Raw genomic sequence first — 20,850 nt, 5'->3', positions numbered from 1 at the left:
CTCCTTTCAATTGTTATTATATTATATGTCTAGAGTTGCTGTTTTGGCGTGCGTTTGGATAAAGCGTTTTCTGGGCGGAACTTCTTCACCCATGAGCATCGTAAAAACCTGATCCGCCGAACCGGCGTCAGCAATATTAACCTGTCTTAAAATGCGAGTTTGCGGATCCATGGTTGTTTCCCAAAGTTGGCTGGGGTTCATTTCTCCCAAACCTTTATAACGTTGAACCGTTAAAGTGCCGCCGCTTTTTTGATCTTTTAAAATCTGCTCTTTTTCCTCATCGGAATAAGCGTAAAAAATTAATTTACCAATTTGGATTTTGTACAAAGGCGGTTGCGCCAAATATAAATGGCCGTTTTGGATAATATAGGGAAGATGGCGATAGAAAAAGGTTAAAAGTAAGGTCGCGATATGCTCGCCGTCCACATCCGCGTCCGACATGATGATAATTCGGTGATAACGCAGTTTTTCCGGCGTCAAACTTTCGCCGATGCCCATACCTAAGGCAATAATTAAATCCTTAAGCTCTTCAAATTCGATGATTTTATCCAGCCGGGCTCGTTCGGTATTTAAAATTTTGCCGCCCAAAGGCAAGATGGCCTGAAATTTGCGGTCCCGGCCTTGTTTGGCCGAACCGCCGGCCGAATCACCCTCAACAATAAAAAGTTCCGATTGCTCGGGATTTTTTTCCTGACAATCGGCAAGTTTGCCAGGCAAAGTGCTGCCTTCCAAAGCGCCCTTTCTGATAATGGCGTCTTTGGCGGCTTTAGCCGCTAACCTGGCTCTGGCCGCTAAAAGCACTTTTTCCAAAATTCTTCTGGCCTCGCCGGGATTTTCCTCGAAATAAACGTCTAAAGTTTCCTTGACCGCGTTTTGGACTAAAGGTTGGACTTCGGCATTGCCTAATTTGCCCTTGGTTTGTCCTTCAAACTGGACGTTTTGCGAAGGCATTTTGACAAAAATGACTGCGGTTAAGCCCTCCCTGGTGTCTTCGCCGGTAATCCCCTCCTCGCCGTCTTTGATGGCGCTGATTTTTTTGCCGTAATCATTAATGGCTCGGGTTAAGGCCATACGGAAGCCGGTTAAATGCGTGCCGCCGTCGGCCGTATTAATGACATTGACAAAAGACTCGACGGTTTCGGTAAAGCTGTCGTTGTATTGAATAGCGACCTCAACTTCCATGGAATCAACCTGTTTATGAAGATAGATGGGTTTGATTAAAACTTCCTTATTTTGGTTAAGTTCTTCGACCAAAGACGAAATTCCGCCCTCAAAATAAAAATTAAACTCTTCATCCGTTCGTTCGTCCAAAAGATGGAAAAAAAGTTTAGAAATAAGATAAGCTCTTTCCCGGACCGATTTTTTCAAAATTTCCAGATCCAAATCAATCCCCTCTTTAAAGATTTCCTTATCGGGTAAAAAGACGGTTTTCGTGCCGGTTTCAGAAGGTAAGGTTTCTTGGGTGGTTGGTTTAACCGGACCTTGCGGGATGCCGGCTTTGTACTCTTGGGTATAAACTTTGCCGTCTCTTTTGACATAAACCTTCATAAAGGCAGAAAGAGCGTTGACCACCGAAGCACCGACGCCGTGTAAGCCCCCGGAAACTTTATAAACTCGGGAGTCAAATTTGCCGCCGGCGTGAAGCTTGGTCATGACAATTTCCAAGGCGGATTTTTGATATTGAGGCATAAGGTCAACCGGAATCCCCCGGCCGTCATCCATAATCGTGACCGTTTTATCCTGATGAAGGGTAATCCAGACATGATGGGCAAAGCCAGCCAAAGCTTCATCCACGGAGTTGTCAATAATTTCGGTGACGATATGATGGAGGCCTCTTTTGTCGGTCGAGCCGATATACATGGCCGGTCTTTTGCGAACCGGCTCAAGGCCCTCTAAAACGACAATATGTTTACCGGTATAAGCAGAGCTTTTCTGGGAATAAGCAGAGCTTTTCTGGGAATAATCTTGAGATTTAGGCATAAGTCCTAAAACAAAAAAAGACACCTGTCTTTAGACTGATTTTTAAAGATTAGATAGGTCTATTTTAGCAAAAATTTTAGCGTAAATCAAGGAGAAAAAGGACTTTTTTTAAGTTTTAGGAAAAGCGAGCAGAAGATTTTCTAAAGCTAATCTGGGATTGACATTTTGCTCAAGCATGGTTTTTGTTTGGTTAATTTCCTTAATCGTTTGCAGTAAATCCGCCGTTGTTAAAAGTGCTGGGGTTTTTCCATATTGTGTTAACATGTTAACACGTTGCGGGTCAACCCTGGCGCCGCTTTTTAATAATAATATTTCCCGGCAGACAGTTAGTAATTTAATAAGCCAAAGTTTGATTTCTTCCCGATCTTTTCCCAAAGTTTCGGCAAATTTTAACCTTTCCCCTACTCCTGATTGGATAATAGATAATAGATCAAAAATCATTTTCTTAAATTCTTCTTCCTCTAAAGAAATTTCGGTTTTGGGAGCTAATTTAATGATTTGGCAGCGGGAGGTCACAGTGGACAACAAAAGGTCAATTTGCGGTGTGGTTAAAATGATGAAGGCCGTTTCTCTGGCCTCCTCCAGCATTTTTAAAAGGGCATTCTGGGCCTCGACGGTCAAGAGTTCTCCGGGATGAACAATCGCCGACCTGGCTTTGGAATTATAAGGTTTTAGACTTAATTCATGAAAGAGTTGACGGATCTGGCCGATGCCGATTGAAGTTTCACCCCCAATAATAATAGTATCAAACTTGGAGATTTTTAAATCCTGACCGTTAAGGTCCAGAGCTTTTTTTAGTCTTTCTTCTTCTGACCCGCCGACAAGAATAAAACTTTGCATTTTAATAATTGACATTATACATGAAAGATCTAATAATAAGTATAGTGCTAGGTTTATTGACCAGTTACTTTGTCATAACCCTAGAAATAAATTTATGGTTGATTCTGCCCAAACACTGGTTGATCTTTTAGCTGCGGATAAAGTTATTACTCCGGAAATTGCCTCGAGTGTTAAGGTTGAAAGTTTAAACAGCGGGATTTCGATTGAAGAGATCGTTACCAGAAAAAAACTGACCACCCCAGAACAAATAGGCAAAGCGAAGGCAAAACTTTTAAATGTTCCTTTTGTCACCTTAACCGGTAAAGGTGTTTCGCCGGAGATTTTAACTTATATTCCCGAGCCTGTCGCCAGGCGCTATAATCTTTTCCCCTTTAATTTTGACGACAAAAAAAATCTTTTATCGGTAGCCATGGCCGACCCTTTAGATTTGCAGGTGATTGAATTCGTGGAAAGAAAATCCGGTAAAAAAATTGTGCCTTTTTTGGCTTTGCCCGAAGAAATTAAAGAAATCATTGATCAGCAGTACTCTCAAAATTTAACGACTGAAGTCACGGCTGCCTTAAAAGAAACTTCCCTGCCGTCGGTAAGGACTTTTGAGGCGGGTAAATTGGGTGAAGTTATCAGAGAAGCGCCGATTGCCAAAATAGTTTCGACTCTTCTCGAATTTGCCATTAAGTCAAGGGCCTCTGATATTCATATCGAACCGGGTGAAGACAAAACGAGGGTTCGTTATCGAATTGACGGTATTTTGCACGAAAAAATCGCCCTGCCCAAATCAGTTCACGAGGCCGTGGTTTCCAGAATAAAAATTTTATCGGATATGAAAATTGACGAACGCCGGGTGCCCCAGGACGGCCGTTTCAATTTTAAAATGGGTGAAGAAGAGGTTGATTTGCGTATTTCCACCCTGCCGACGTCTTTCGGGGAAAAAGTCGTTATGCGACTTTTGAAAAAAAGCGGTGGCGTTCCTTCTTTGCCGGAACTAGGTCTTCGCGGTACGGCTTTGAAAAATTTGGAAATTGCCATTTTGCGGCCGCACGGTATTATTTTAGTCACGGGACCGACCGGTTCCGGGAAAACCACGACTTTATACGCGGTTTTGTCAAGATTAAATACCATCAGGGTCAATATCGTCACTTTGGAAGACCCCGTTGAATACCAAATTGCCGGTGTTAATCAGGTGCAGGTTAATCCTCAAGCCGGCTTAACCTTTGCTACCGGCCTAAAAGCTTTCTTGCGTCAGGATCCGAATATTATTTTGGTGGGAGAAATTCGGGATAGCGAAACAACCGGCCTGGCCATCCAGGCGGCCTTAACCGGTCATTTGGTTTTTTCGACCCTGCACACCAATAATGCCTCGACAGCCCTGCCCCGGCTTTTGGATATGGGGGCGGAGCCTTTCTTGGTGGCGTCCTCTTTAAACGCCATTGTCGGCCAGCGGATTTGCCGTAAAATTTGTCCGGAGTGCAAAGAATCTTACGAACCGGCACCCGAAGTCGTTGAAGATATTAAAAAAGTCTTGGGTAATTTATTTCCGCCTCTTAAAGGGGCGGTTAAACTTTACAAAGGTAAGGGTTGCCAGGAATGTAACGGTACCGGTTATTTCGGCCGGGTGGGCGTTTTTGAGGTTTTACCGATTTCGGAAAAAATCGGTCGGATGGTTTTGGAAAGAGCGTCCGCGGACCAAGTGGAAAAACAAGCGGTTGAAGAAGGCATGATCACGATGAAACAAGACGGTTACTTGAAAGTTATTGAGGGGATAACGACAATAGAGGAAGTTTTAAGAGTCGCCCAAGATTAGTATTTAGTATTAAGTATAAAGTATTAAGTATGAAATAAGGAGGGAAAGTGAATATTCAAGAATTATTAAACGAAACAAACCGCCGAGGGGCCTCGGACCTTCATCTGGTGGTGGGGATGCAACCGACCCTAAGAATTGACGGTTTCCTTGTTCCCCTTTCTGACAAAGAACTTCTAACCGCCGAAGAAGCCGAGTCGTTGATTTTGGCGATTTTAAGTCCGGAACAAAAAGAACTTTTTTTAGCTAATAAAGAGCTTGATTTTAGTTACGGAACCGATCAGGCCAGGTTTCGGGTAAATGTCTATTTTCAAAAAGGTTCGATGGCGGCGGCTTTCAGATTAATTCCTTTTAAAATAAGGTCAATTGACGAGCTTAATTTGCCCCAGATTTGTCATACTTTTGCGTCTCTAAGACAAGGTTTTATCCTCATGACCGGTCCGACCGGCCACGGTAAATCAACGACCTTGGCGGCGATCATTGACGAAATTAATCAGACTCGGGCAACGCATATTATTACGATTGAAGATCCGATTGAATACGTTTATCCTAAAGGTAAGTCCATGGTTTCACAGCGAGAAATGCATCTTGACAGTCATTCCTGGGAAGTTTCTCTGCGTTCGTGTTTGCGTGAGGATCCTGATGTTGTTTTAATCGGCGAAATGCGCGATTATGAGACGATTTCCGCGGCCCTAACGATTGCCGAAACCGGTCATTTGGTTTTTGCGACTTTGCATACCAACTCCGCCGCGCAAACCGTTGACCGTATTGTTGATGTTTTTCCCGAACATACGAAAGCGCAAGTGAGAATGCAATTATCAGCAACTTTGGAAGGAATTTTATCACAAAGATTATTGCCGGCGGTCGGCGGCGGCCGCATTCCCGCCTGCGAGATTTTAACGGCAACCCCGGCCGTGAAAACGACGATCCGGGAAGGCAAAACACATTTGATTGATAATATTATCCAAACTTCGGCGGAACTGGGGATGATTTCGCTTGAAGGAACCCTGGCCCGTTTAGTTAAGGCCGGAAAAATTACCCTGGAAGTTGCCCAAAGCTTTGCTTTAAAACCGGAAGAGTTGGATCGTTTAACCAAGGGCAGACGCAGTTAAATATGGCGCTTTTTAATTATAAAATTAGGGATCAATACGGGAAGCGCGGCACCGGCGTGGTTGAGGCGCGGACCGATCGGGATGCGGCCAATCTTTTAAGAGAACAGGGTTTTTTGGTCATCAATATCGTCCCGGCGACCGGCAAATTCTCTTTTTCCGCTTTAACCAATAACCTCAAAGGCGTGGGTTTTAACGATATCGTCAATTTTACCCGACAATTGGCGACCATGTTTGTCGCCGGTTTAACCTTAACCGACGCTTTAAATATTCTGCGTGGCCAAAAAATGAATCCGGCTTTTACCAGGGTTTTAGATGATGTACAGCATGAGGTTGAGGCCGGCAATAATTTTGCCAATGCTTTGGAAAAATATCCCAGGTATTTTTCCCGAAGCTATGTTGCCTTAATCAGAGCCGGCGAAGCCGGCGGGATGCTTGATCAGGTTTTGACGAGACTGGCCGATAACTTGGAAAAAGAAAAAGAATTTCAATCAAAAGTTAAAGGAGCGATGATTTATCCGGTTATTATTTTAATCGGCATGGTCATTGTTATGTTCTTGATGATGGTTTTGGTGGTGCCAAGACTGACCGTGATGTATAAGGATTTTAACGTTGCCCTACCATTAACCACGAGAATTTTGATAGCGATTTCGGATTTTTCGGTTTCCTTTTGGTGGCTTATTTTACTTTTGGGAGTTTTGAGTATTTTTCTTTTTAATCTTTGGAAAAAAACTTCCATCGGCGCGCATCTTTTGGATAAATTTCTCTTCAGTTTACCGGTAATGGGAAAATTAAGACAGGAAATTATTTTAACCGAATTCTGTCGGACTTTAGGTCTTTTGGTGAGCGCGGGATTGCCCATTATTGAAGCTTTAAATATTGTCTCTGGGTCAATTGAAAGTATCCTTTATCAGGAGGGCTTAAAAGAGGTTGCCCTTAAAGTGGAAAAAGGTTTTCCTATGGGGGTGCTTTTTGCCCAGAATCCTCTTTATCCGGCCATTTTGGGACAAATGACGAAAGTCGGCGAAGAAACCGGCAAACTTGACGACTCGCTGCTTAAATTGTCTCATTATTTTGAGACCGAATCGGAACAAATGGTTAAAGGCTTGACAACCGCGATTGAACCCATAATAATGGTTGTATTGGCCGTCGGCGTTGGTTTCATGATCTTTTCGATCATCATGCCGATTTATCAGTTAACAAATGCTTTCTAAAAAGAAAGGGAAAACGCGGAGTATAAGGGAGAATGACGGAATATCAAGGAGGATTTAGAAAATTAATCGTTTGGCGAAATAGTTATTCTTTAAGAAGTTTAATTTATCAAATTACTAAAAGATTTCCTAAAATTGAATTTAGAAGAGTAAGCCAAATGAGAGATGCAGCACGAAGCGCAAAACAAAATATACAAGAAGGATATAAACGAGGAACAGCAGGAGAATATATACAATTTCTTAATATCAGTCGAGGATCTTTAGGAGAATTATTAGGAGACATAGAAGATTGTCGAGAAGACAGATTAATAACAGAAGATGAATATAAAAAATTAGACGAATTATGTGGCAAGACAGATTATTTATTAACTCGTCAGATACAGGCAATCTTGAAAATGCAAAGAGAAGGAACGTGGCGAACTTTTCGTGATAATCCCTGATTATCCATAATTTTCCTTAATTATCCGTGAGTTAGAAAGAAAGGGGGTGAATAATGAAAAGAGGTTTTACTTTAATTGAGCTTTTGGTTGTGATCGCTATTTTAGCCGTTCTTTCAGCCGGGTTGTTTATGGTTATTGATCCTTTAGATAAGATACGCTCGGCCAACGACGCTAAAGCGATGAACGATATCGGGCAGATTGCTACCGCTATGGAGGCGTATGCCACAGCTCACAGTTCGGTTTACGTTTTGACAACAGCCGATTTGGTCACATTTGGAGAGTTAAAAACTGCGCCTACTCCACCAACAGGATATACGTATACGATTGGGGGAACGACTAGCGCGCCGATTGTTTCCACAAACTTGCTGTCTAAAAAATATACGGGTGGAACGTCGCCGACGCCTGCTTTTGTTTGGTGTGCGTCAAACGGGAAGATTGGAACAAGTACGGGAGTTGGTGTCTGTCCGCCATAATTTAGGTAAAGAGAAATAAATCCACAAAGAATTCAGCCTTGTATAAGGTTGAATTCTTTCAGTGTAAAGGTGTTAATTTTCTTATGATTTTTTTGTTTCCACTTTTTTTCTTTTGTTTTGGTTTGGTATTCGGTTCGTTTTTGAATGTTTTGATTTATCGTTTACCCAATTCCCTTCCCCTTACCGGCCGCTCTTTTTGTCCTAAATGCAAAAAGAAAATTTCCTGGTATGATAACCTTCCGCTTCTTTCTTTTCTTGTTTTGGGCGGTCGTTGCCGGCATTGTCACTTCCCTATCAGTTGGCAATATCCTTTTGTGGAATTAGTGACGGGAGTACTTACAGTATTAAGTATTAAGTATTTAGTATTAAGCAGACAAGACTTAATACTTACTACCTACTACTTAATACTTATTTACGCTTTAATTGTCATTTTCTTTATTGATCTTTACCACGAAATAATTCCCGACGAAATCGTTTATCCGGCCATCATCATCACTCTCATCTTCTCCTTATATCCCAATATCCTTATATCGAATCTCATCTCCGGCTTTTTGGCCGGTCTCCTTTTTTTAATTTTATTTTTATTAACTTCCGGCCGGGGTATGGGTTTTGGGGATTTCAAATTAGCCGTTTTGATGGGTCTTTTTTTGGGCTATCCGAAAATTATCGTCGCTTTATACCTGGCTTTCTTGACAGGGGCCGCCATCGGTGTAATACTGATTTTAAGAGGCAAAAAAAAGTTAAAAAGTCATATTCCTTTTGGACCGTTTTTGGCAGGAAGCACGATTTTTGCCCTGTTTTACGGCCACCTTTTATGGGAAAAACTGATCGCGGCTTTACTTTAATCGAACTCCTAATCGTTCTTGTCCTGGTTGGGATCGTGAGCAGTTTCGTCATTTACACAAACGTCCAGACCTCTCTTAAAAAAACCCGCGACGCAACGAGAAAAAATGATTTGTCGCAATTAAAAAATGCCTTAGAGATGTACCGGGAAATTAATAATAACTATCCATCATCTGGAGGTTCTTGGCAGGGATCAGGATGCGGATATGGAAATTATTCAACCAGTGGAGCAACTGGTTATATTCCTAATTTGGCTCCGACTTATATTGCGAAATTGCCGCTTGATCCCAGAAATGGGCAATCTTATCCGCCTTGTAATGATAGCGCCTCGACTTGTTATCTTTATCGTTCTGATGATGGGCAAAATTATAAACTCTTAGCCCATTGTTCTCCGGAAGCGCCCGGTGCTTATAGTTCAAATGATCTTTTCTATGATTCGGCAAGACCAACATGGGCCTGGCAAGTTCACTCTGGCCCGGGTTCTGCAGGTTGGTAGTCTTTATAATAAAGAAATGCTAAAACTTAAAAAAAACAGAGGTTTTACCTTAATTGAACTTTTAATTGTTTTGGTGATTATTTCCATCACCATCGGGATTTTGGTGATAACGAATATCCAGACGCAAATGCAAAAATCCCGCGACCTGCAAAGAAAAGCAGACTTAACGAAAATAAAAACGGCCTTGGAAATGTATAAGACAGATAACAATACTTATCCCGTTGCGGGATCGTGGCGGGGGGCCTGCGGCGATAACGGAGGATCTTATGATCTCAGTGGCCCAAATGGATACATTCCTAATCTTTCTCCTCAATACATTGAAGAACTACCAAAAGATCCCCGGAGTGGACAGACTAACCCCCTTACTGTCTCAATTTGCGGGACTTCCTGGAAAAGTTGTTATCTTTATCTTTCTAACGGGCAAAATTATAAACTCTTAGCCCATTGTTCTCCGGAAGCTCCTGGTGCTCTTAATAATCCAAACGACCTTTTTTATGATCCCGTTAGACCACAACATGCTTGGCAAATTAGCACGGGTTCGTTTTTGAGATCAAATTAAGTAGTTATAAAGATTGAATTTAAAGTAGATTATAATATAATAAAAAGAGATGTTAAAACTTAAAAAAATTGCCGGTTTTACCCTCATTGAGCTTTTGGTGGTTCTTGTTTTAATCGGCATTTTGGCGAGTATTGGAATTTTGACTAATTACCCCCAGCAAATGAAAAAAACCCGCGATTCCAAAAGAAAAGCGGATATGGAAAAAGTGAGAAGCGCTTTGGAAATGTACCGGGCCGACAGCAATTGCTATCCGGAAGCTCTTAATTTTAACGGAACAACAGCCTTAACGTACAGCGGGCGTACGTATTTGGACCCTATCCCCGGTGATGCAACTCGCTATAGTTATACTTCTTCCGGGCCTGTTCTTTGCAGAAATGGTTTTCTTTTAAACGCCAGTTTGGAAACCGGCGGGGTCTATCAGGTGACGACCGAAGGTTCGAATGTCATTATTGTTACACCCACGCCGACACCAATACCAACGCCAATACCAACGCCGCAACAGTGCAAAACAATAAATGTGAGTTGCACCTATGATGGTGATTGTTGTGCCGGACTAGCGTGTTCTCCCGGGACTAGAACTTGCCAGTACTCTTGTAGTGTTTATGGCGGAGGGACATGTAACACGACATCTGGTTGTACCGGGCTTGGGAAAATATGTAGCGGTACATACTCGTATCCTAACTCTTGTGTTTCTAGTAAACCCTGTTGTTGCGTTGCGGGTAGCGATGGTGGTTTTTAAAATGTTAGCCAAAAACCGTGGTTTTACCTTAATCGAGCTGCTTTTGGTGATCGCCGTGGGCGCGATTCTTTTTACCGTCGGTTTGGCCAGATACAATGATTTTAATAAACGCCAGACCGTAAAACAGGCCGCCTTTGACTTAAGAAATGACTTACAATCGGCCAAGACGAAAGCCTTTACCGGCAATAAAAGTTCCTGCGCGACTCTTGATCGTTACCGGGTAAGTTTTACGGCTAATAATTATCAAACTAACGCTGTTTGCGTTTCGCCTGCAGGTTCTGGGACGACAACAACTTTTCCCTTACCTGCTGGCGTAAATATTTCCAATTCACCCCAACCCATTGAATTTAAGATATTAGGACAGGGCGTTGAAACTCAACGGACGATTTGTCTTTTTGGTTTTAATTTATACTATAAAATCATCGTTACCACGACAGGAGAAATTCAGGATGGCGGTTTTGTCACCTCTTGCTCATAAAAACGGTCAATCATTAATTGAGGTTGTCGCCACCATGGCGATTGCGGTTTTGATTATCACCGGCCTGGTTTTTACGGTCGGAGAAGCGATCAAAAACGTCCAATTTTCAAAGAATCAAGCTTTGGCAACGAAATATGCCGAAGAAGGCATGGAAAAAACCAGGGCCTTTCGTGACCAAAATACTTGGAGCAATTTTAAGACGAGTTGTCCGACTTATAATCCAGGTGCTGTTCCTGTTCCCTTTACCAGAACCATAAATTGTCTGGACGAAGGCGATGCGGAAAAACGGAAAATAACCATAACCGTTTCCTGGCTTGACAGTTCGGGCTCACATCAATCTCAATTAACATCATTTCTTTCAAATTGGGTGACCAAATGAGAAAAAGAATTAACGGTTATACCCTAATTGAGCTTTTAGTCGTGGTGGCAATTTTAGGCACGGTCGGCTTTATCGTGACGCAAATTTTCTTTACGGTTTTACAAAGCACGGCTAAAACCGACCTAACCAGGGAGGTTAAGCAAAACGGTGATTACGCGCTTTCGGTGATGGAAAAGATGGTTAGAAACGCCATTGGTTTAGATAACGTGGTTAATCCTTGTCCTTTTACCAATCGTAATTCTTTGCAAATAACCAACCCCGGAAATCCCTCGACAACAACAACCTTTTCGCTTTCGGGTAACCAGATCGCCTCAACTGGCGGCATGTTGACGAATACTAAAGTTAGAGCCAATAATTTATTTTTTACCTGTACGAGAACTTCGGGTAAGCCCGATCTTATCATGATCAGTTTTGCTTTAACTCAAGCCAATGTTTCAGCCACGCGTCCCGAAGAAAAAGCCTCAATAAATTTCCAGACGACAGTTTCTCTAAGAAATTACTAAGAAGCTTGACAGGAAAGTTGGCAGTCTCTAAAATAAACTTAAGGAGAAATCTTCCTATGGTGGAAAAAAATCGTCTTTATGAGTCTGGTCAGGCTCTTTTAATCATTCTTTTGGTGATGACCGTCGGCTTAACCGTCGGTTTGTCATCCATTGGCCGTTCTTCAACCGACATTAAGATTTCAACCCAAATGGAAGACTCGGCACGCGCTTTTGCCGCCGCCGAGGCCGGTATCGAAGCCGCTTTAAAAGGAGAAACTTCCGGTAATGGGACCTTTAGCGATAATAAAGCTACGTATACTTTTACCTCTGCTGCCGCTGGTAACAGCAGGCAATTCAGGGTTAATAACGTCGGTGTCGGTGATACTTACACGGTTTGGTTAGTTAAACACAATGATACAGACGGAACCCTTGATCCAAGCACGGGTTTTTATAATTCTACCGCTAAAAAGATTAATATCTGTTGGGAAAAAGCTGAAAGTGTTGACCCCTCCATGGAGATAACCTTAGTTTATCAACAAACAGGCAGTAACGGTCCCTACCAGATTTTCAGAGGTGCCTATAAAGCACCTTCTGACCTTCATTCTAATAATTTTGCTGCCAGCGGATCATATAATTGTGAATTAGGTTTTAATTACGGTGTGGAATTCAACTATTCAACCGCACCTTTATTTTATAAAGCTTTTGCTTTACGTTTGCGGCCGTTCTACGGTTCTGCCAATATCGGTGTTCAAGCCGTGGGATCCGAAGCCGCTTTCCCCCAACAAGGAATCGAAATTACTTCAACCGGAACTTCGGGCGAGTCAACCCGCAAAGTCAAGGTGACCCGTACTTATCCGGTTTTACCGGCTATTTTTGATTATATTCTCTTTTCAGGAGGGTCCTTGACGAAATAATATGGCGACAAACCTGCCCCTTGGTTTAGATATTGGTTCCCACACGATCAAAATTGTCCAACTGGAAAAAAAAGACAGGGGTTTTATCTTAAAAGCTTCAGGTCTTGTTCCCACCCCGCCAAAAGGTTTGGTTTCCGAAGCGAAAATCGACCTTGAAACGGTCGGTATTGCCATTAAAAAACTCTGGACTGATATTAAAGTCAATAACCGTCGGGTTAATCTTTCTCTGCCGGAATCGCAGATTTTTAGCCGCGTCATCGAAATGCCGCCTTTAAACGAAGAGGAGATGGCCAGCGCGATCAAGTGGGAAGGAGAACAGTATATTCCCATGCCTCTTTCGGAGGTTAAAATTGATTTTGCCATTTTAACCCCGGAAGAAAAAATCGGTAAGGATAAAATTGAGGTTCTTTTGGTTGCCGCCCCCATAGGTTTAATCCAAAAATACCGGAGTGTCACCGAGGCGGCCGGTTTGGATTTAGTTTCTTTGGAACCGGAGATTATCGCTGTCTCAAGATCTTTAGTGGGCAAATCCCCTACCCCGACCCTTCTTATTAATTTCGGCGCCGCGACGACCGATCTCTCGATTGTGAGAAACGGCTTCTTAGGTTTTACCCGTTCAATCGGGACCGGCGGCGAAGCTTTGGCTAGAGCCGTGGCTCGGGAAATGGGCTTTGAACTTTCCCAGGCCGAAGAATACAAAAGAACTTACGGTTTAGAAGAAGATAAGCTTGAGGGGAAAATTTTGCAAGCCATCAAGCCGATTTTTGATACCGTTGTTGAGGAAATCAAAAGAGCTCTTTTGTTTGATCAGGGAAAACATGCCGAAGAACCGATTAAAGTCATCAGTCTTTGCGGCGGGACCGCCAGATTACCCGGTTTGGTTACCTACTTAACCCAAAATTTGGGGATCGAAACGCAAATAGGTAATCCCTGGACGGACGTGGAAAAAGACGTAAAAGTTTATCCCCAAGTTGAAGAAGAAGGACCCGTTTACGCGGTGGCTGTCGGTTTGGCCATGAAAGAAACAGTATGAAAACTTCAATCAATCTCTTTGAACGGGAACCGGAAAATCAACAAGAGAAAGAGCGGAAGAAAAAAATTCTGCAATTGTCCGAGTTTCTGATTCTTCTTTTTTTTCTTTTTAACCTTATTGTTTTCGGCTTTTACTGGTTTTTGGTTAAAAATACCGCGGATACCAGAGAAGCCATTAAAAAAGAAGAAGAAAAGATTGTCTCCTTGGCGCCGACGGAAAACCTTTATCGAGCCCTTATGGCCAAAATATCTCTTTTGGGGACGATTTGGCAAAATCCGCTTAAGCCCGAAGACGTCTTAAAATTCTCCGAATCTTTAAGTTCGGAAAGAGTGATTATCAATACCGTTTCTTTTACTAAAGAAGGCCTAACGACAATGAAAATTAAGGTTTCTGACTCTCAGGTTCTTGAGGACTTTGTTAATCTTTTGGCCAAGAAGGAGAAAAGCGGCCTGGTTAAAAATATCGTTATTAACGGGACTCAAATGAACGACAAAAAAGAATATAGTTTTACTCTGACTTTTAAATTTTTAGAATTTAAATGAAAACAAAATTACTTAACTTTTTTTATAAGTATGGTCTTTTTCTCTGGCCTTCCTTGGTTTTTCTGGTGATGATTGTCCTTTTTGTGAAGGTTGATCTTCCCAAAATCGGAGAGATAGACGTTACCAGACGAGAACTTTCCGGTATTCAAGAAAGGCTTAGTCGTTTGGTTACAAAAAGCAGTCTTTTGGCGAATCAGGATAATCGTAAGCTTCAAGAAGATCTTAATAAGATTAATTTCGTTTTGCCTGACGGTAAAGACGCCCCGAGCATTTTACGAATCGTTGATTTTGCCGCTTCTTCCTCGGGCGTGACTTTGCAAAAGCTTGATTTAGCTCCGGGGAAAATCGCTTCTTTTTCCGCCGCTTCGGGAGAGCAGGACATTTTACCCGTGCAAACGGCGGTTGAAGGCCGTTATGATCAGCTCGAGACTTTCTTTGAAAAACTTTTTCATACCGGGAGAGCTTTAGGTTTGCAAAAAGCGGAAATGACCTTTACCGAGACCACCGGATCCGCCAAGCTTGCCATAGATTTGGTGGCTTATTTTCTGCCGTTTCCAAATCAGGAAAAAATGAAGATTGACGATCCCCTGCCAAAGCGAAGCGATAAAGAAGAACAAATTCTAAAAATAATTTACGAAAGAGAACTGTTGCCGCCAACGCAAACTAATTTTCCACAAGGCAAACCCGACGTGTTTAAATAACTTCTTCTTTAAGAAGATCGGGTCTTCTTTTTTTGGTCAGTTTATAAGCTTCTTTTTCCCGCCAGACTTCAATCTTTTGATGATCTCCGGAAAGAAGGACCGGGGGAACTTTCATCCCCTTGAATTCCGGCGGTCTGGTGTATTGCGGATACTCTAAAATAAATTCTGGGTTATGAGTTTGGAGTCGGGAGAAAGATTCGTAACGGGTTGCGTCTTTTTTAGAAAGGACTTTCGGGAGGAGACGACAAACAGAGTCGGTAATGACCATCGCCGGAATTTCTCCTCCGGTTAAAACGTAATCACCGACGGAAATAGTTTCATCAATAATTTTTTTAACCCTTTCGTCAACGCCCTCGTAATGCCCGCAAATTAAGACTAAATGATCTAATTTAGAAAAATTCCAAGCCATTTTCTGATTGAAAACTTTGCCTCTGGGATCAAGTAAAACGATTTTTCCCCGATTCTTGACCTTTTTAAGAGCTTCATCAATAACGTCAACTTTTAAAATCATCCCCGCTCCCCCGCCATAGGGTTTATCGTCAACGGTTTTATGTGGTCCTTCGCCAAAATCACGGAGATTAACAAAGTTTATCTCTAAAAGTTTATTATCTAAGGCTCTTTTAATAATGGAGTGATCAAAAGGTCCGACAAACATTTCCGGAAAGAGGGTTAAAATAGTGATTTTCATTCTTCCACGAGTTGAACATTGACGACTTTATTTTCCTTAATGCCCCTGATTCTTAAAAGATGACGCAGGCTTTTGATGATTTTTCCGCCCTTGCCGATGACTTTACCGATATCATCATTAAAAACTTTAATTTCTAAATTTACTTGGTTTTCCCCGCCGGAAACTTCGGTTACCGTGACCTCGTCGGGATGATCAACAATTCCCTTAACTAAATATAAAAGAAAATCTTTCATTTGATGATTTTTTTAGCCGATAAACTTGTTTGCGCGCCATGTTCTTGCCACCATTTAATTCTTTCCCGATTGACTTTAATAAGCGGAGGTTTAATTTGCGGATCGTAGATACCTAAAACCTCGATAACCTTACCGTTTCTTTTGACGGTTTCCTGTTGGACGACTAAACGCCAGCGTGGTTTACCTTTGGTGCCGACTCTTGTTAATCTGATTTTAGCTGTCATAAATCAATTTATTTCGTAATAGATGGAAATTTTACTTGATTTTTTCTAATTTTTCAAGAGCCATCTTCGCCGCTTCCTGCTCGGCCTTCTGTTTTGAGTGGCCGGTCCCCTGCCCGTATTGTTGGTTGTCGATGTAAACGCCAATAGAAAAAATTCTTTTATGAGCCGGACCTTCGGTTTGCAAGACTCGATATAGCGGCGCCACTTTTTTTTGCCTTTGGACCTTTTCTTGAAGTAGACTTTTATAATCACGGATTGATTCGCTGCTGATAATTTCCTTAAGTTGGGGAAAAAGATTTTTGGAGATAAAATCGGCGGCTGTCTCCAGTCCGTCGTCAAGATATAGGGCCCCGATTAAAGCTTCAAAAGTATCAGCCAAAATACCAGGATTCGTTCTGCCCCCTCCCTCTTCTTCGCCACGGCTTAAAAGCAAATACTCGCCCAGATTAATTTTTCCCGAAACAATGGCTAGAGTTTGCGTGTTAACTAAAGAAGCCCTTAAGTTCGTTAAATCGCCTTCTTCTAAGTTCGGAAATTTCTCGTATAAAAACTTCGACGTGACCAAAGAAAGAACCGCATCGCCTAAAAATTCCAACCTTTCGTTACTTGGCAAATTCTTATTTTCGGCTTCGTTAAGATGCGATTTATGAGTCAAAGCCTCAGTCAGAAGCTTTTTGTTTTTAAATTTAAGATTTAAATCAGCGCTATCCTTCATAATAAGTTTTAACGACCGTGCCCAAAACGCCGTTAACAAAAGAAAAGGAAGTTTCACCGCCGAGTTCTTTGGCTAATTCCACGGCTTCGTCAATAATGACTTTGGGCGGAGCGGTTTTTTCCAAGAGCTCATAAATGGCTAAACGCAAAATGGCTAAATCAACTTTACCGATTTTATCTAAAGGAAACATCGGTGCCGATTTGCTGACAATCTGGTCAATTCTTTCCAGATTATCAAAAACGCTATCAGTTAAAGCTTCTTGGTTGGGTAGTTTTGTTTTTTCTTTTTGAAAACTAAGGGCAAAAAGTTCCTGAACGACCTTACGTCGTTTTTGATGTCTGGGGTCGGCTAGTGTCTTCATTAATTAAGGATTTTTTTGACTTTTTTCTTTCGGTTTTTGGGGGATCACGACTTTTTTATTATATTGTCCGCAAGACGGACAGACAAGATGGGGTTTGGTCAATTGGCCGCAATGAGGACAAGTCACCAAAGAAGTACGAGCTAACTTAAGAGCCCTGGTTCTTTTGCTTGATCTGGCTGTTGATAAACGTCTTTTTGGTAGTGGTGTCATAAAATCTTGCTTTTCTAATCAGATGAAACCGCTTTTATTGTAAATCTTTCAAGCTTTTCTTTCAAGAGGGGAAATTTCTTCAAAGACAAATCTTCATTGATGGTTTCTTGAGCGGCCAACCTCGTTTCGGTAATCAAAAGCTTATCGGTTAAGGAGGCAACTCTCAAATCAGGGATGCCGTGTTGTTTGGTTCCTAAAACTTCACCCGGACCGCGCATCTGCAGGTCGACTTCGGCCAAATTGGCGCCGATATGGATTTTTTCCATGGCCTTAAGTCTTTGATTTTGCTCGGATTCACTAAAAAGAAGACAATAAGAGACAAGATTTGCCCGGCCGACCCGACCTCTTAATTGATGCAGTTGCGCCAAGCCGAATCTTTCCGCTCCCTCAATCATCATGATGGTTGCCTGGGGAATATCAATCCCGACCTCAACGACCGGCGTGGCAACCAAAATATCCAATTTGCCCGACCGAAAGCGTTCAATTTCCAAATCTTTATCCCGAGCTTTCATCCGGCCATGAAGAAGGCCCAAGCGAAGATCCGGAAAAATTTTCTTTTGCAGACTTTCAAATTCCTGAGTGGCCGCCCTAACGGAAACTAAAGTTTCCGACTCTTCAATTAGGGGGCAGATAATAAAAGCCTGTTCTTTGGTTCCTTTTACCCGTTTTTTTATCCAGGCATAAGCCGCCTCTCTTTTTAATGAGGGGACAACCCAGGTTTTGACCTTCATTCGACCCTTGGGCATTTCGTCTAAAAAAGACAGATCAAGATCGCCGTATAAAGTCAAGGCTACGGTTCGGGGAATAGGGGTGGCGGTCATCGACAAAAGATGCGGATTAACTCCTTTCTCTCGAATTTGTTTTCTTTGCTCAACCCCGAAGCGGTGTTGTTCGTCAACAACAACCAGGCCTAATTTCTGAATCTTAATTTTTTCCGATAAAAGAGCGTGAGTCCCGACTAAAATATCAAATTCTTCCTCTTTTTTGAAGCTTCCGCTTCGCAAATTAACTTTCACGCCGAAAGGAGAAAGCAGGTCTTTCAGGGTCTTAAAATGCTGGTTGGCTAAAATTTCGGTCGGTGCCAGCAAAAGGGACTGACAGCCGTTAAGATAAGAAAAATACATGCTGATTGCGGCGACCACCGTTTTTCCGGAACCGACGTCGCCCTCAAGCAGACGATTCATAGGTTTGGGTTGAGCAAGATCATGAAATATCTCCCGTACGACTCTTTGTTGCGCTCTAGTTAAGACAAACGGTAATTTTTTGATAAAGGTTTCGATTGAGGTTTGGTACGGGTCTATTTTAAATTGATATTTAACTTTTTCTTTTTCTTGCCTTTTTTTTCTTTTAAGAGAGGCCAGTTGAATAAGAAATAATTCGTCAAAAGCCAGTCTCTTTTTAGCCGCATCCGCGAAATATTGATTATCGGGGAAATGAATTTGCCTAATCGCTTTTTGGTAAGCCAAAAGTTGATTTTTACTGATAACCTTATCCGGCAGATATTCGGTAAATAAAGGCAGGTATTCATTTAAAAGGGGGGCAATTCTTGAACGCAACCATTTGGAGGTAACGCCGTAAGTTTCCGAATAGATGGGAACGAGTCTGCCGGTATGAATTGAGCCCAAAGTTTCATATCTTTGACCCGAGACCTGTTCGTATTCGGGGCTGATTAAGCTTACTTTATGGCCGAACCAATTGACTTTGCCGGAAAAATTGTAGGTCTCCCCCACTTTAATCGTTCTTATCAAAAAAGGCTGATTAAACCAGGTAACTTCTAAAATTTTTGTCCCGTCAGAAACTAAGGCTTTTTGGATTTTTTTGCCGTTTTTCGTGTATTCATTTTTAATTTCGTTAACGATTCCCTGAATGGTAACTGTTTCTCCGGGTTTAATCTGGTTAATTTTGGAAATTAAAGAATAGTCTTCGTAGCGGTGGGGAAAATGAAACAGCAAATCCTCGACGGTTTTAAGACCTAATTTTTCCAGTCTTTTTGCGTAAGTCGGACCGACCATGTAGACGTTTTGAACGGGCGTTGCGAGCTCCATGAGGCTAGTATAGCACAAGGTTTTAACGCAAGGTTAGCAAAGGTAAAAAGGAGGTTAAGATTAAAGCCAGCGAGGCAAAAATAACAATGATTGTCCAAACCCAGTGATATTTTCTGAATTTATTCATCGTTAAGATTCTATTTTAATAAATTTTGTGGGTCCCTTCTGGATAGTGATCCCTCCGGTAATAGGTTGAGAATTCTCCATAATTGTCCCCTGTGAGATTTTATAATCCCAACTGTTTTTAACAGTTTTACCGTTAACTTTAATTGCCCTTTGTTCGATAAGTCTTTTAGCTTCTCCCCTAGAACTCGCTATCTGACTTTTAACTAACAAATCATAAAAGTCAGTTATCTTGTTTGAGAGTTTAAATATGGAGACTTGTTCTGGAATCTGCCCTTTCTGGTGGACTCTTTCGAATTCCTTTTCTGCTTCTTCGGCCGATGCCTCGCTATTTAGCATGGCCGTGAGTTTGCGGGCGAGCTTTTTCTTGTAAACCATAGGGTTTTCGCCCTTTTTGATTTTTTCCCTAATTTCATTGACTTCATCCAAGGGTAAATCCGTTAAGTATTCAAAACACCTGACGATCACGTCATCTCCCAAACTCATAATCAGGCCGTAAAAGTCATTGGCAGGCGCCGTTAGGGTAATAATATTGCCTGTGGTTTTGCCAATTTTACGGCCGGAAGAATCCGTCAAAAGAGGCGTTGTCATCACGAATTTTTCTTTCTTTTTTAATTTACGCATCAGGTCTCGTCCGGTCATCATGTTAAATAATTGATCGCTGCCTCCAACTTCCACGTCAATATCCATAGCGACCGAATCGTATCCCTGCATGAAGGGATAGAAAAATTCAACGAGCGAAATATCCATCTTTTTCTCAAGCCGCTTTTGGAACATATCTCTTTCAATAACCTGTTGATAGGTTAAGTTTGAGGTTAATCTTAAAAGTTCTTCTGCCGATAATTTGCCCAACCAGGTGCTGTTAAATTTAAGTTGGACCGGATTTTCTCCGCTAAAACGCAGAACTCTTCTCGCTTGTTCTTGATAGGTTTTGGCATTTAATAAAACCTGTTCACGGGTTAGGGGGATACGGGTTTTATCTTTTCCGGACGGGTCGCCAATCATCCCGGTAAAGTCACCGATTAAGAAGATAACTTCGTGTCCCAGGTCTTGCCATTGGCGAAGTTTTCTTAAACCGATCATGTGGCCGAGATGTAATTCCGGGGCGGTTGGGTCAAAGCCCTGATAGATCCGCAATTTTTTCCCGGTTCTCAAAACGGTTTCAAGAGCTTCTTTGGAAGGGTATATTTTCTCTACCCCCCTGGTTAAAAGTTCGTCAATGTTGTCCATAGAT

26 protein-coding genes are annotated in these 20,850 nt (G+C 42.0%); 16 read left to right on the top strand and 10 right to left on the bottom strand.

Annotated elements, in window-relative coordinates; all coding sequences use genetic code 11:
• Positions 1-21: 21 nt before the first annotated feature.
• Together M1575_01840 and M1575_01835 are read right to left on the bottom strand one after the other, a co-directional pair.
• The gene (locus tag M1575_01840; GenBank protein MCL5095444.1) at positions 22-1,980 is read right to left on the bottom strand and encodes a type IIA DNA topoisomerase subunit B; all 1,959 of its coding nucleotides are present in this window, start codon (positions 1,978-1,980) and stop codon (positions 22-24) included.
• Between the two features lie 108 nt (positions 1,981-2,088).
• Entirely contained in the window at positions 2,089-2,820 is a 732-nt protein-coding gene (locus M1575_01835) for a hypothetical protein (GenBank protein ID MCL5095443.1), read from the bottom strand.
• A 94-nt stretch (positions 2,821-2,914) separates the two neighbouring features.
• Here M1575_01835 and M1575_01830 point away from each other — a divergent pair, with 94 nt between their 5' ends.
• From M1575_01830 to pilO, 16 genes are all read left to right on the top strand, one after another.
• A complete protein-coding gene (locus tag M1575_01830) occupies positions 2,915-4,621 on the top strand; it encodes a GspE/PulE family protein (protein MCL5095442.1) in 1,707 nt (568 codons plus the stop codon).
• Between the two features lie 47 nt (positions 4,622-4,668).
• Positions 4,669-5,730, top strand: coding sequence for a type IV pilus twitching motility protein PilT (locus tag M1575_01825; protein ID MCL5095441.1), 1,062 nt, complete (start codon positions 4,669-4,671; stop codon positions 5,728-5,730).
• A 2-nt stretch (positions 5,731-5,732) separates the two neighbouring features.
• Positions 5,733-6,941 (top strand): type II secretion system F family protein, encoded by a 1,209-nt coding sequence (locus tag M1575_01820; GenBank protein MCL5095440.1) that lies wholly within the window; start codon positions 5,733-5,735, stop codon positions 6,939-6,941.
• Positions 6,942-6,973: 32 nt separating this feature from the next.
• A complete protein-coding gene (locus M1575_01815; GenBank protein ID MCL5095439.1) occupies positions 6,974-7,378 on the top strand; it encodes a four helix bundle protein in 405 nt (134 codons plus the stop codon).
• Between the two features lie 53 nt (positions 7,379-7,431).
• Positions 7,432-7,851 (top strand): type II secretion system GspH family protein, encoded by a 420-nt coding sequence (locus M1575_01810; GenBank protein MCL5095438.1) that lies wholly within the window; start codon positions 7,432-7,434, stop codon positions 7,849-7,851.
• An 83-nt stretch (positions 7,852-7,934) separates the two neighbouring features.
• Positions 7,935-8,696 carry a prepilin peptidase gene (locus tag M1575_01805; GenBank protein ID MCL5095437.1) on the top strand — a complete coding sequence of 254 codons (762 nt, stop codon included), beginning with the start codon at positions 7,935-7,937 and terminating at the stop codon, positions 8,694-8,696.
• Complete coding sequence (locus tag M1575_01800; GenBank protein ID MCL5095436.1) at positions 8,666-9,190, top strand: prepilin-type N-terminal cleavage/methylation domain-containing protein; 525 nt, start codon at positions 8,666-8,668, stop codon at positions 9,188-9,190. Before M1575_01805 ends, M1575_01800 begins: the two co-directional genes overlap by 31 nt.
• Entirely contained in the window at positions 9,126-9,749 is a 624-nt protein-coding gene (locus M1575_01795) for a type II secretion system GspH family protein (protein MCL5095435.1), read from the top strand. The genes M1575_01800 and M1575_01795 overlap by 65 nt, the downstream gene beginning before the upstream one ends.
• 49 nt (positions 9,750-9,798) lie before the next feature.
• Complete coding sequence (locus M1575_01790; GenBank protein MCL5095434.1) at positions 9,799-10,488, top strand: prepilin-type N-terminal cleavage/methylation domain-containing protein; 690 nt, start codon at positions 9,799-9,801, stop codon at positions 10,486-10,488.
• A 1-nt stretch (position 10,489) separates the two neighbouring features.
• Entirely contained in the window at positions 10,490-10,966 is a 477-nt protein-coding gene (locus M1575_01785; protein MCL5095433.1) for a type II secretion system GspH family protein, read from the top strand.
• Positions 10,938-11,345, top strand: a complete 408-nt coding sequence (locus M1575_01780; protein MCL5095432.1) for a hypothetical protein — start codon at positions 10,938-10,940, stop codon at positions 11,343-11,345. The genes M1575_01785 and M1575_01780 overlap by 29 nt, the downstream gene beginning before the upstream one ends.
• Positions 11,342-11,848 carry a prepilin-type N-terminal cleavage/methylation domain-containing protein gene (locus tag M1575_01775; protein ID MCL5095431.1) on the top strand — a complete coding sequence of 169 codons (507 nt, stop codon included), beginning with the start codon at positions 11,342-11,344 and terminating at the stop codon, positions 11,846-11,848. Before M1575_01780 ends, M1575_01775 begins: the two co-directional genes overlap by 4 nt.
• Positions 11,849-11,904: 56 nt before the next feature.
• Positions 11,905-12,741 (top strand): hypothetical protein, encoded by an 837-nt coding sequence (locus M1575_01770; protein MCL5095430.1) that lies wholly within the window; start codon positions 11,905-11,907, stop codon positions 12,739-12,741.
• Between the two features lies 1 nt (position 12,742).
• Positions 12,743-13,774 (top strand): pilus assembly protein PilM, encoded by a 1,032-nt coding sequence (locus M1575_01765; GenBank protein ID MCL5095429.1) that lies wholly within the window; start codon positions 12,743-12,745, stop codon positions 13,772-13,774.
• Positions 13,771-14,316 carry a hypothetical protein gene (locus M1575_01760; protein MCL5095428.1) on the top strand — a complete coding sequence of 182 codons (546 nt, stop codon included), beginning with the start codon at positions 13,771-13,773 and terminating at the stop codon, positions 14,314-14,316. The genes M1575_01765 and M1575_01760 overlap by 4 nt, the downstream gene beginning before the upstream one ends.
• Positions 14,313-15,017 (top strand): type 4a pilus biogenesis protein PilO, encoded by a 705-nt coding sequence (gene pilO / locus M1575_01755; protein ID MCL5095427.1) that lies wholly within the window; start codon positions 14,313-14,315, stop codon positions 15,015-15,017. The genes M1575_01760 and pilO overlap by 4 nt, the downstream gene beginning before the upstream one ends.
• On the opposite strand, the gene trmD is transcribed toward pilO, so the two are convergent.
• The 8 genes from trmD to tyrS form a co-directional block, all read right to left on the bottom strand.
• Positions 15,010-15,705, bottom strand: a complete 696-nt coding sequence (trmD, locus tag M1575_01750; protein MCL5095426.1) for a tRNA (guanosine(37)-N1)-methyltransferase TrmD — start codon at positions 15,703-15,705, stop codon at positions 15,010-15,012. The two genes, pilO and trmD, sit on opposite strands and share 8 nt — an antisense overlap.
• Positions 15,702-15,938, bottom strand: coding sequence for a KH domain-containing protein (locus M1575_01745; protein ID MCL5095425.1), 237 nt, complete (start codon positions 15,936-15,938; stop codon positions 15,702-15,704). The genes trmD and M1575_01745 overlap by 4 nt, the downstream gene beginning before the upstream one ends.
• Positions 15,935-16,162 carry a 30S ribosomal protein S16 gene (gene rpsP / locus M1575_01740; GenBank protein MCL5095424.1) on the bottom strand — a complete coding sequence of 76 codons (228 nt, stop codon included), beginning with the start codon at positions 16,160-16,162 and terminating at the stop codon, positions 15,935-15,937. Before rpsP ends, M1575_01745 begins: the two co-directional genes overlap by 4 nt.
• A 31-nt stretch (positions 16,163-16,193) precedes the next feature.
• Positions 16,194-16,877: a ribonuclease III gene (gene rnc, locus M1575_01735; protein ID MCL5095423.1), complete on the bottom strand. Its 684-nt coding sequence runs from the start codon at positions 16,875-16,877 to the stop codon at positions 16,194-16,196.
• Positions 16,867-17,238, bottom strand: coding sequence for a transcription antitermination factor NusB (gene nusB, locus M1575_01730; protein MCL5095422.1), 372 nt, complete (start codon positions 17,236-17,238; stop codon positions 16,867-16,869). Before nusB ends, rnc begins: the two co-directional genes overlap by 11 nt.
• Positions 17,239-17,241: 3 nt before the next feature.
• On the bottom strand, positions 17,242-17,448 hold the full coding sequence (rpmF, locus tag M1575_01725) for a 50S ribosomal protein L32 (GenBank protein ID MCL5095421.1): 207 nt from the start codon (positions 17,446-17,448) through the stop codon (positions 17,242-17,244).
• A 14-nt stretch (positions 17,449-17,462) separates the two neighbouring features.
• Entirely contained in the window at positions 17,463-19,493 is a 2,031-nt protein-coding gene (recG, locus tag M1575_01720; protein MCL5095420.1) for an ATP-dependent DNA helicase RecG, read from the bottom strand.
• Positions 19,494-19,622: 129 nt separating this feature from the next.
• Positions 19,623-20,846 (bottom strand): tyrosine--tRNA ligase, encoded by a 1,224-nt coding sequence (gene tyrS, locus M1575_01715; GenBank protein ID MCL5095419.1) that lies wholly within the window; start codon positions 20,844-20,846, stop codon positions 19,623-19,625.
• Positions 20,847-20,850: the final 4 nt, after the last annotated feature.

Source organism: Patescibacteria group bacterium, assembly GCA_023473585.1.
In the GTDB taxonomy this organism is placed as follows: Bacteria; Patescibacteriota; Microgenomatia; order JAMCYU01; family JAMCYU01; genus JAMCYU01.
This window is presented reverse-complemented; position numbering and strand designations above follow the sequence as displayed.

Excerpts from the sequence above, each read along its gene's own strand:
- M1575_01805 (MCL5095437.1), top strand. The coding sequence starts at position 7,935 with ATGATTTTTTTGTTTCCACTTTTTTTCTTTTGTTTTGGTTTGGTATTC.
- M1575_01765 (MCL5095429.1), top strand. The coding sequence starts at position 12,743 with ATGGCGACAAACCTGCCCCTTGGTTTAGATATTGGTTCCCACACGATC.
- M1575_01800 (MCL5095436.1), top strand. The coding sequence starts at position 8,666 with ATGGGAAAAACTGATCGCGGCTTTACTTTAATCGAACTCCTAATCGTT.
- M1575_01745 (MCL5095425.1), bottom strand. The coding sequence starts at position 15,938 with ATGAAAGATTTTCTTTTATATTTAGTTAAGGGAATTGTTGATCATCCC.
- recG (MCL5095420.1), bottom strand. The coding sequence starts at position 19,493 with ATGGAGCTCGCAACGCCCGTTCAAAACGTCTACATGGTCGGTCCGACT.
- trmD (MCL5095426.1), bottom strand. The coding sequence starts at position 15,705 with ATGAAAATCACTATTTTAACCCTCTTTCCGGAAATGTTTGTCGGACCT.
- M1575_01835 (MCL5095443.1), bottom strand. The coding sequence starts at position 2,820 with ATGCAAAGTTTTATTCTTGTCGGCGGGTCAGAAGAAGAAAGACTAAAA.
- M1575_01815 (MCL5095439.1), top strand. The coding sequence starts at position 6,974 with ATGACGGAATATCAAGGAGGATTTAGAAAATTAATCGTTTGGCGAAAT.
- M1575_01810 (MCL5095438.1), top strand. The coding sequence starts at position 7,432 with ATGAAAAGAGGTTTTACTTTAATTGAGCTTTTGGTTGTGATCGCTATT.
- rpsP (MCL5095424.1), bottom strand. The coding sequence starts at position 16,162 with ATGACAGCTAAAATCAGATTAACAAGAGTCGGCACCAAAGGTAAACCA.
- M1575_01840 (MCL5095444.1), bottom strand. The coding sequence starts at position 1,980 with ATGCCTAAATCTCAAGATTATTCCCAGAAAAGCTCTGCTTATTCCCAG.
- M1575_01760 (MCL5095428.1), top strand. The coding sequence starts at position 13,771 with ATGAAAACTTCAATCAATCTCTTTGAACGGGAACCGGAAAATCAACAA.
- M1575_01770 (MCL5095430.1), top strand. The coding sequence starts at position 11,905 with ATGGTGGAAAAAAATCGTCTTTATGAGTCTGGTCAGGCTCTTTTAATC.
- M1575_01795 (MCL5095435.1), top strand. The coding sequence starts at position 9,126 with ATGATTCGGCAAGACCAACATGGGCCTGGCAAGTTCACTCTGGCCCGG.
- M1575_01790 (MCL5095434.1), top strand. The coding sequence starts at position 9,799 with ATGTTAAAACTTAAAAAAATTGCCGGTTTTACCCTCATTGAGCTTTTG.
- rnc (MCL5095423.1), bottom strand. The coding sequence starts at position 16,877 with ATGAAGGATAGCGCTGATTTAAATCTTAAATTTAAAAACAAAAAGCTT.
- M1575_01780 (MCL5095432.1), top strand. The coding sequence starts at position 10,938 with ATGGCGGTTTTGTCACCTCTTGCTCATAAAAACGGTCAATCATTAATT.
- nusB (MCL5095422.1), bottom strand. The coding sequence starts at position 17,238 with ATGAAGACACTAGCCGACCCCAGACATCAAAAACGACGTAAGGTCGTT.
- M1575_01820 (MCL5095440.1), top strand. The coding sequence starts at position 5,733 with ATGGCGCTTTTTAATTATAAAATTAGGGATCAATACGGGAAGCGCGGC.
- M1575_01830 (MCL5095442.1), top strand. The coding sequence starts at position 2,915 with ATGGTTGATTCTGCCCAAACACTGGTTGATCTTTTAGCTGCGGATAAA.
- pilO (MCL5095427.1), top strand. The coding sequence starts at position 14,313 with ATGAAAACAAAATTACTTAACTTTTTTTATAAGTATGGTCTTTTTCTC.
- M1575_01785 (MCL5095433.1), top strand. The coding sequence starts at position 10,490 with ATGTTAGCCAAAAACCGTGGTTTTACCTTAATCGAGCTGCTTTTGGTG.
- M1575_01775 (MCL5095431.1), top strand. The coding sequence starts at position 11,342 with ATGAGAAAAAGAATTAACGGTTATACCCTAATTGAGCTTTTAGTCGTG.
- rpmF (MCL5095421.1), bottom strand. The coding sequence starts at position 17,448 with ATGACACCACTACCAAAAAGACGTTTATCAACAGCCAGATCAAGCAAA.
- tyrS (MCL5095419.1), bottom strand. The coding sequence starts at position 20,846 with ATGGACAACATTGACGAACTTTTAACCAGGGGGGTAGAGAAAATATAC.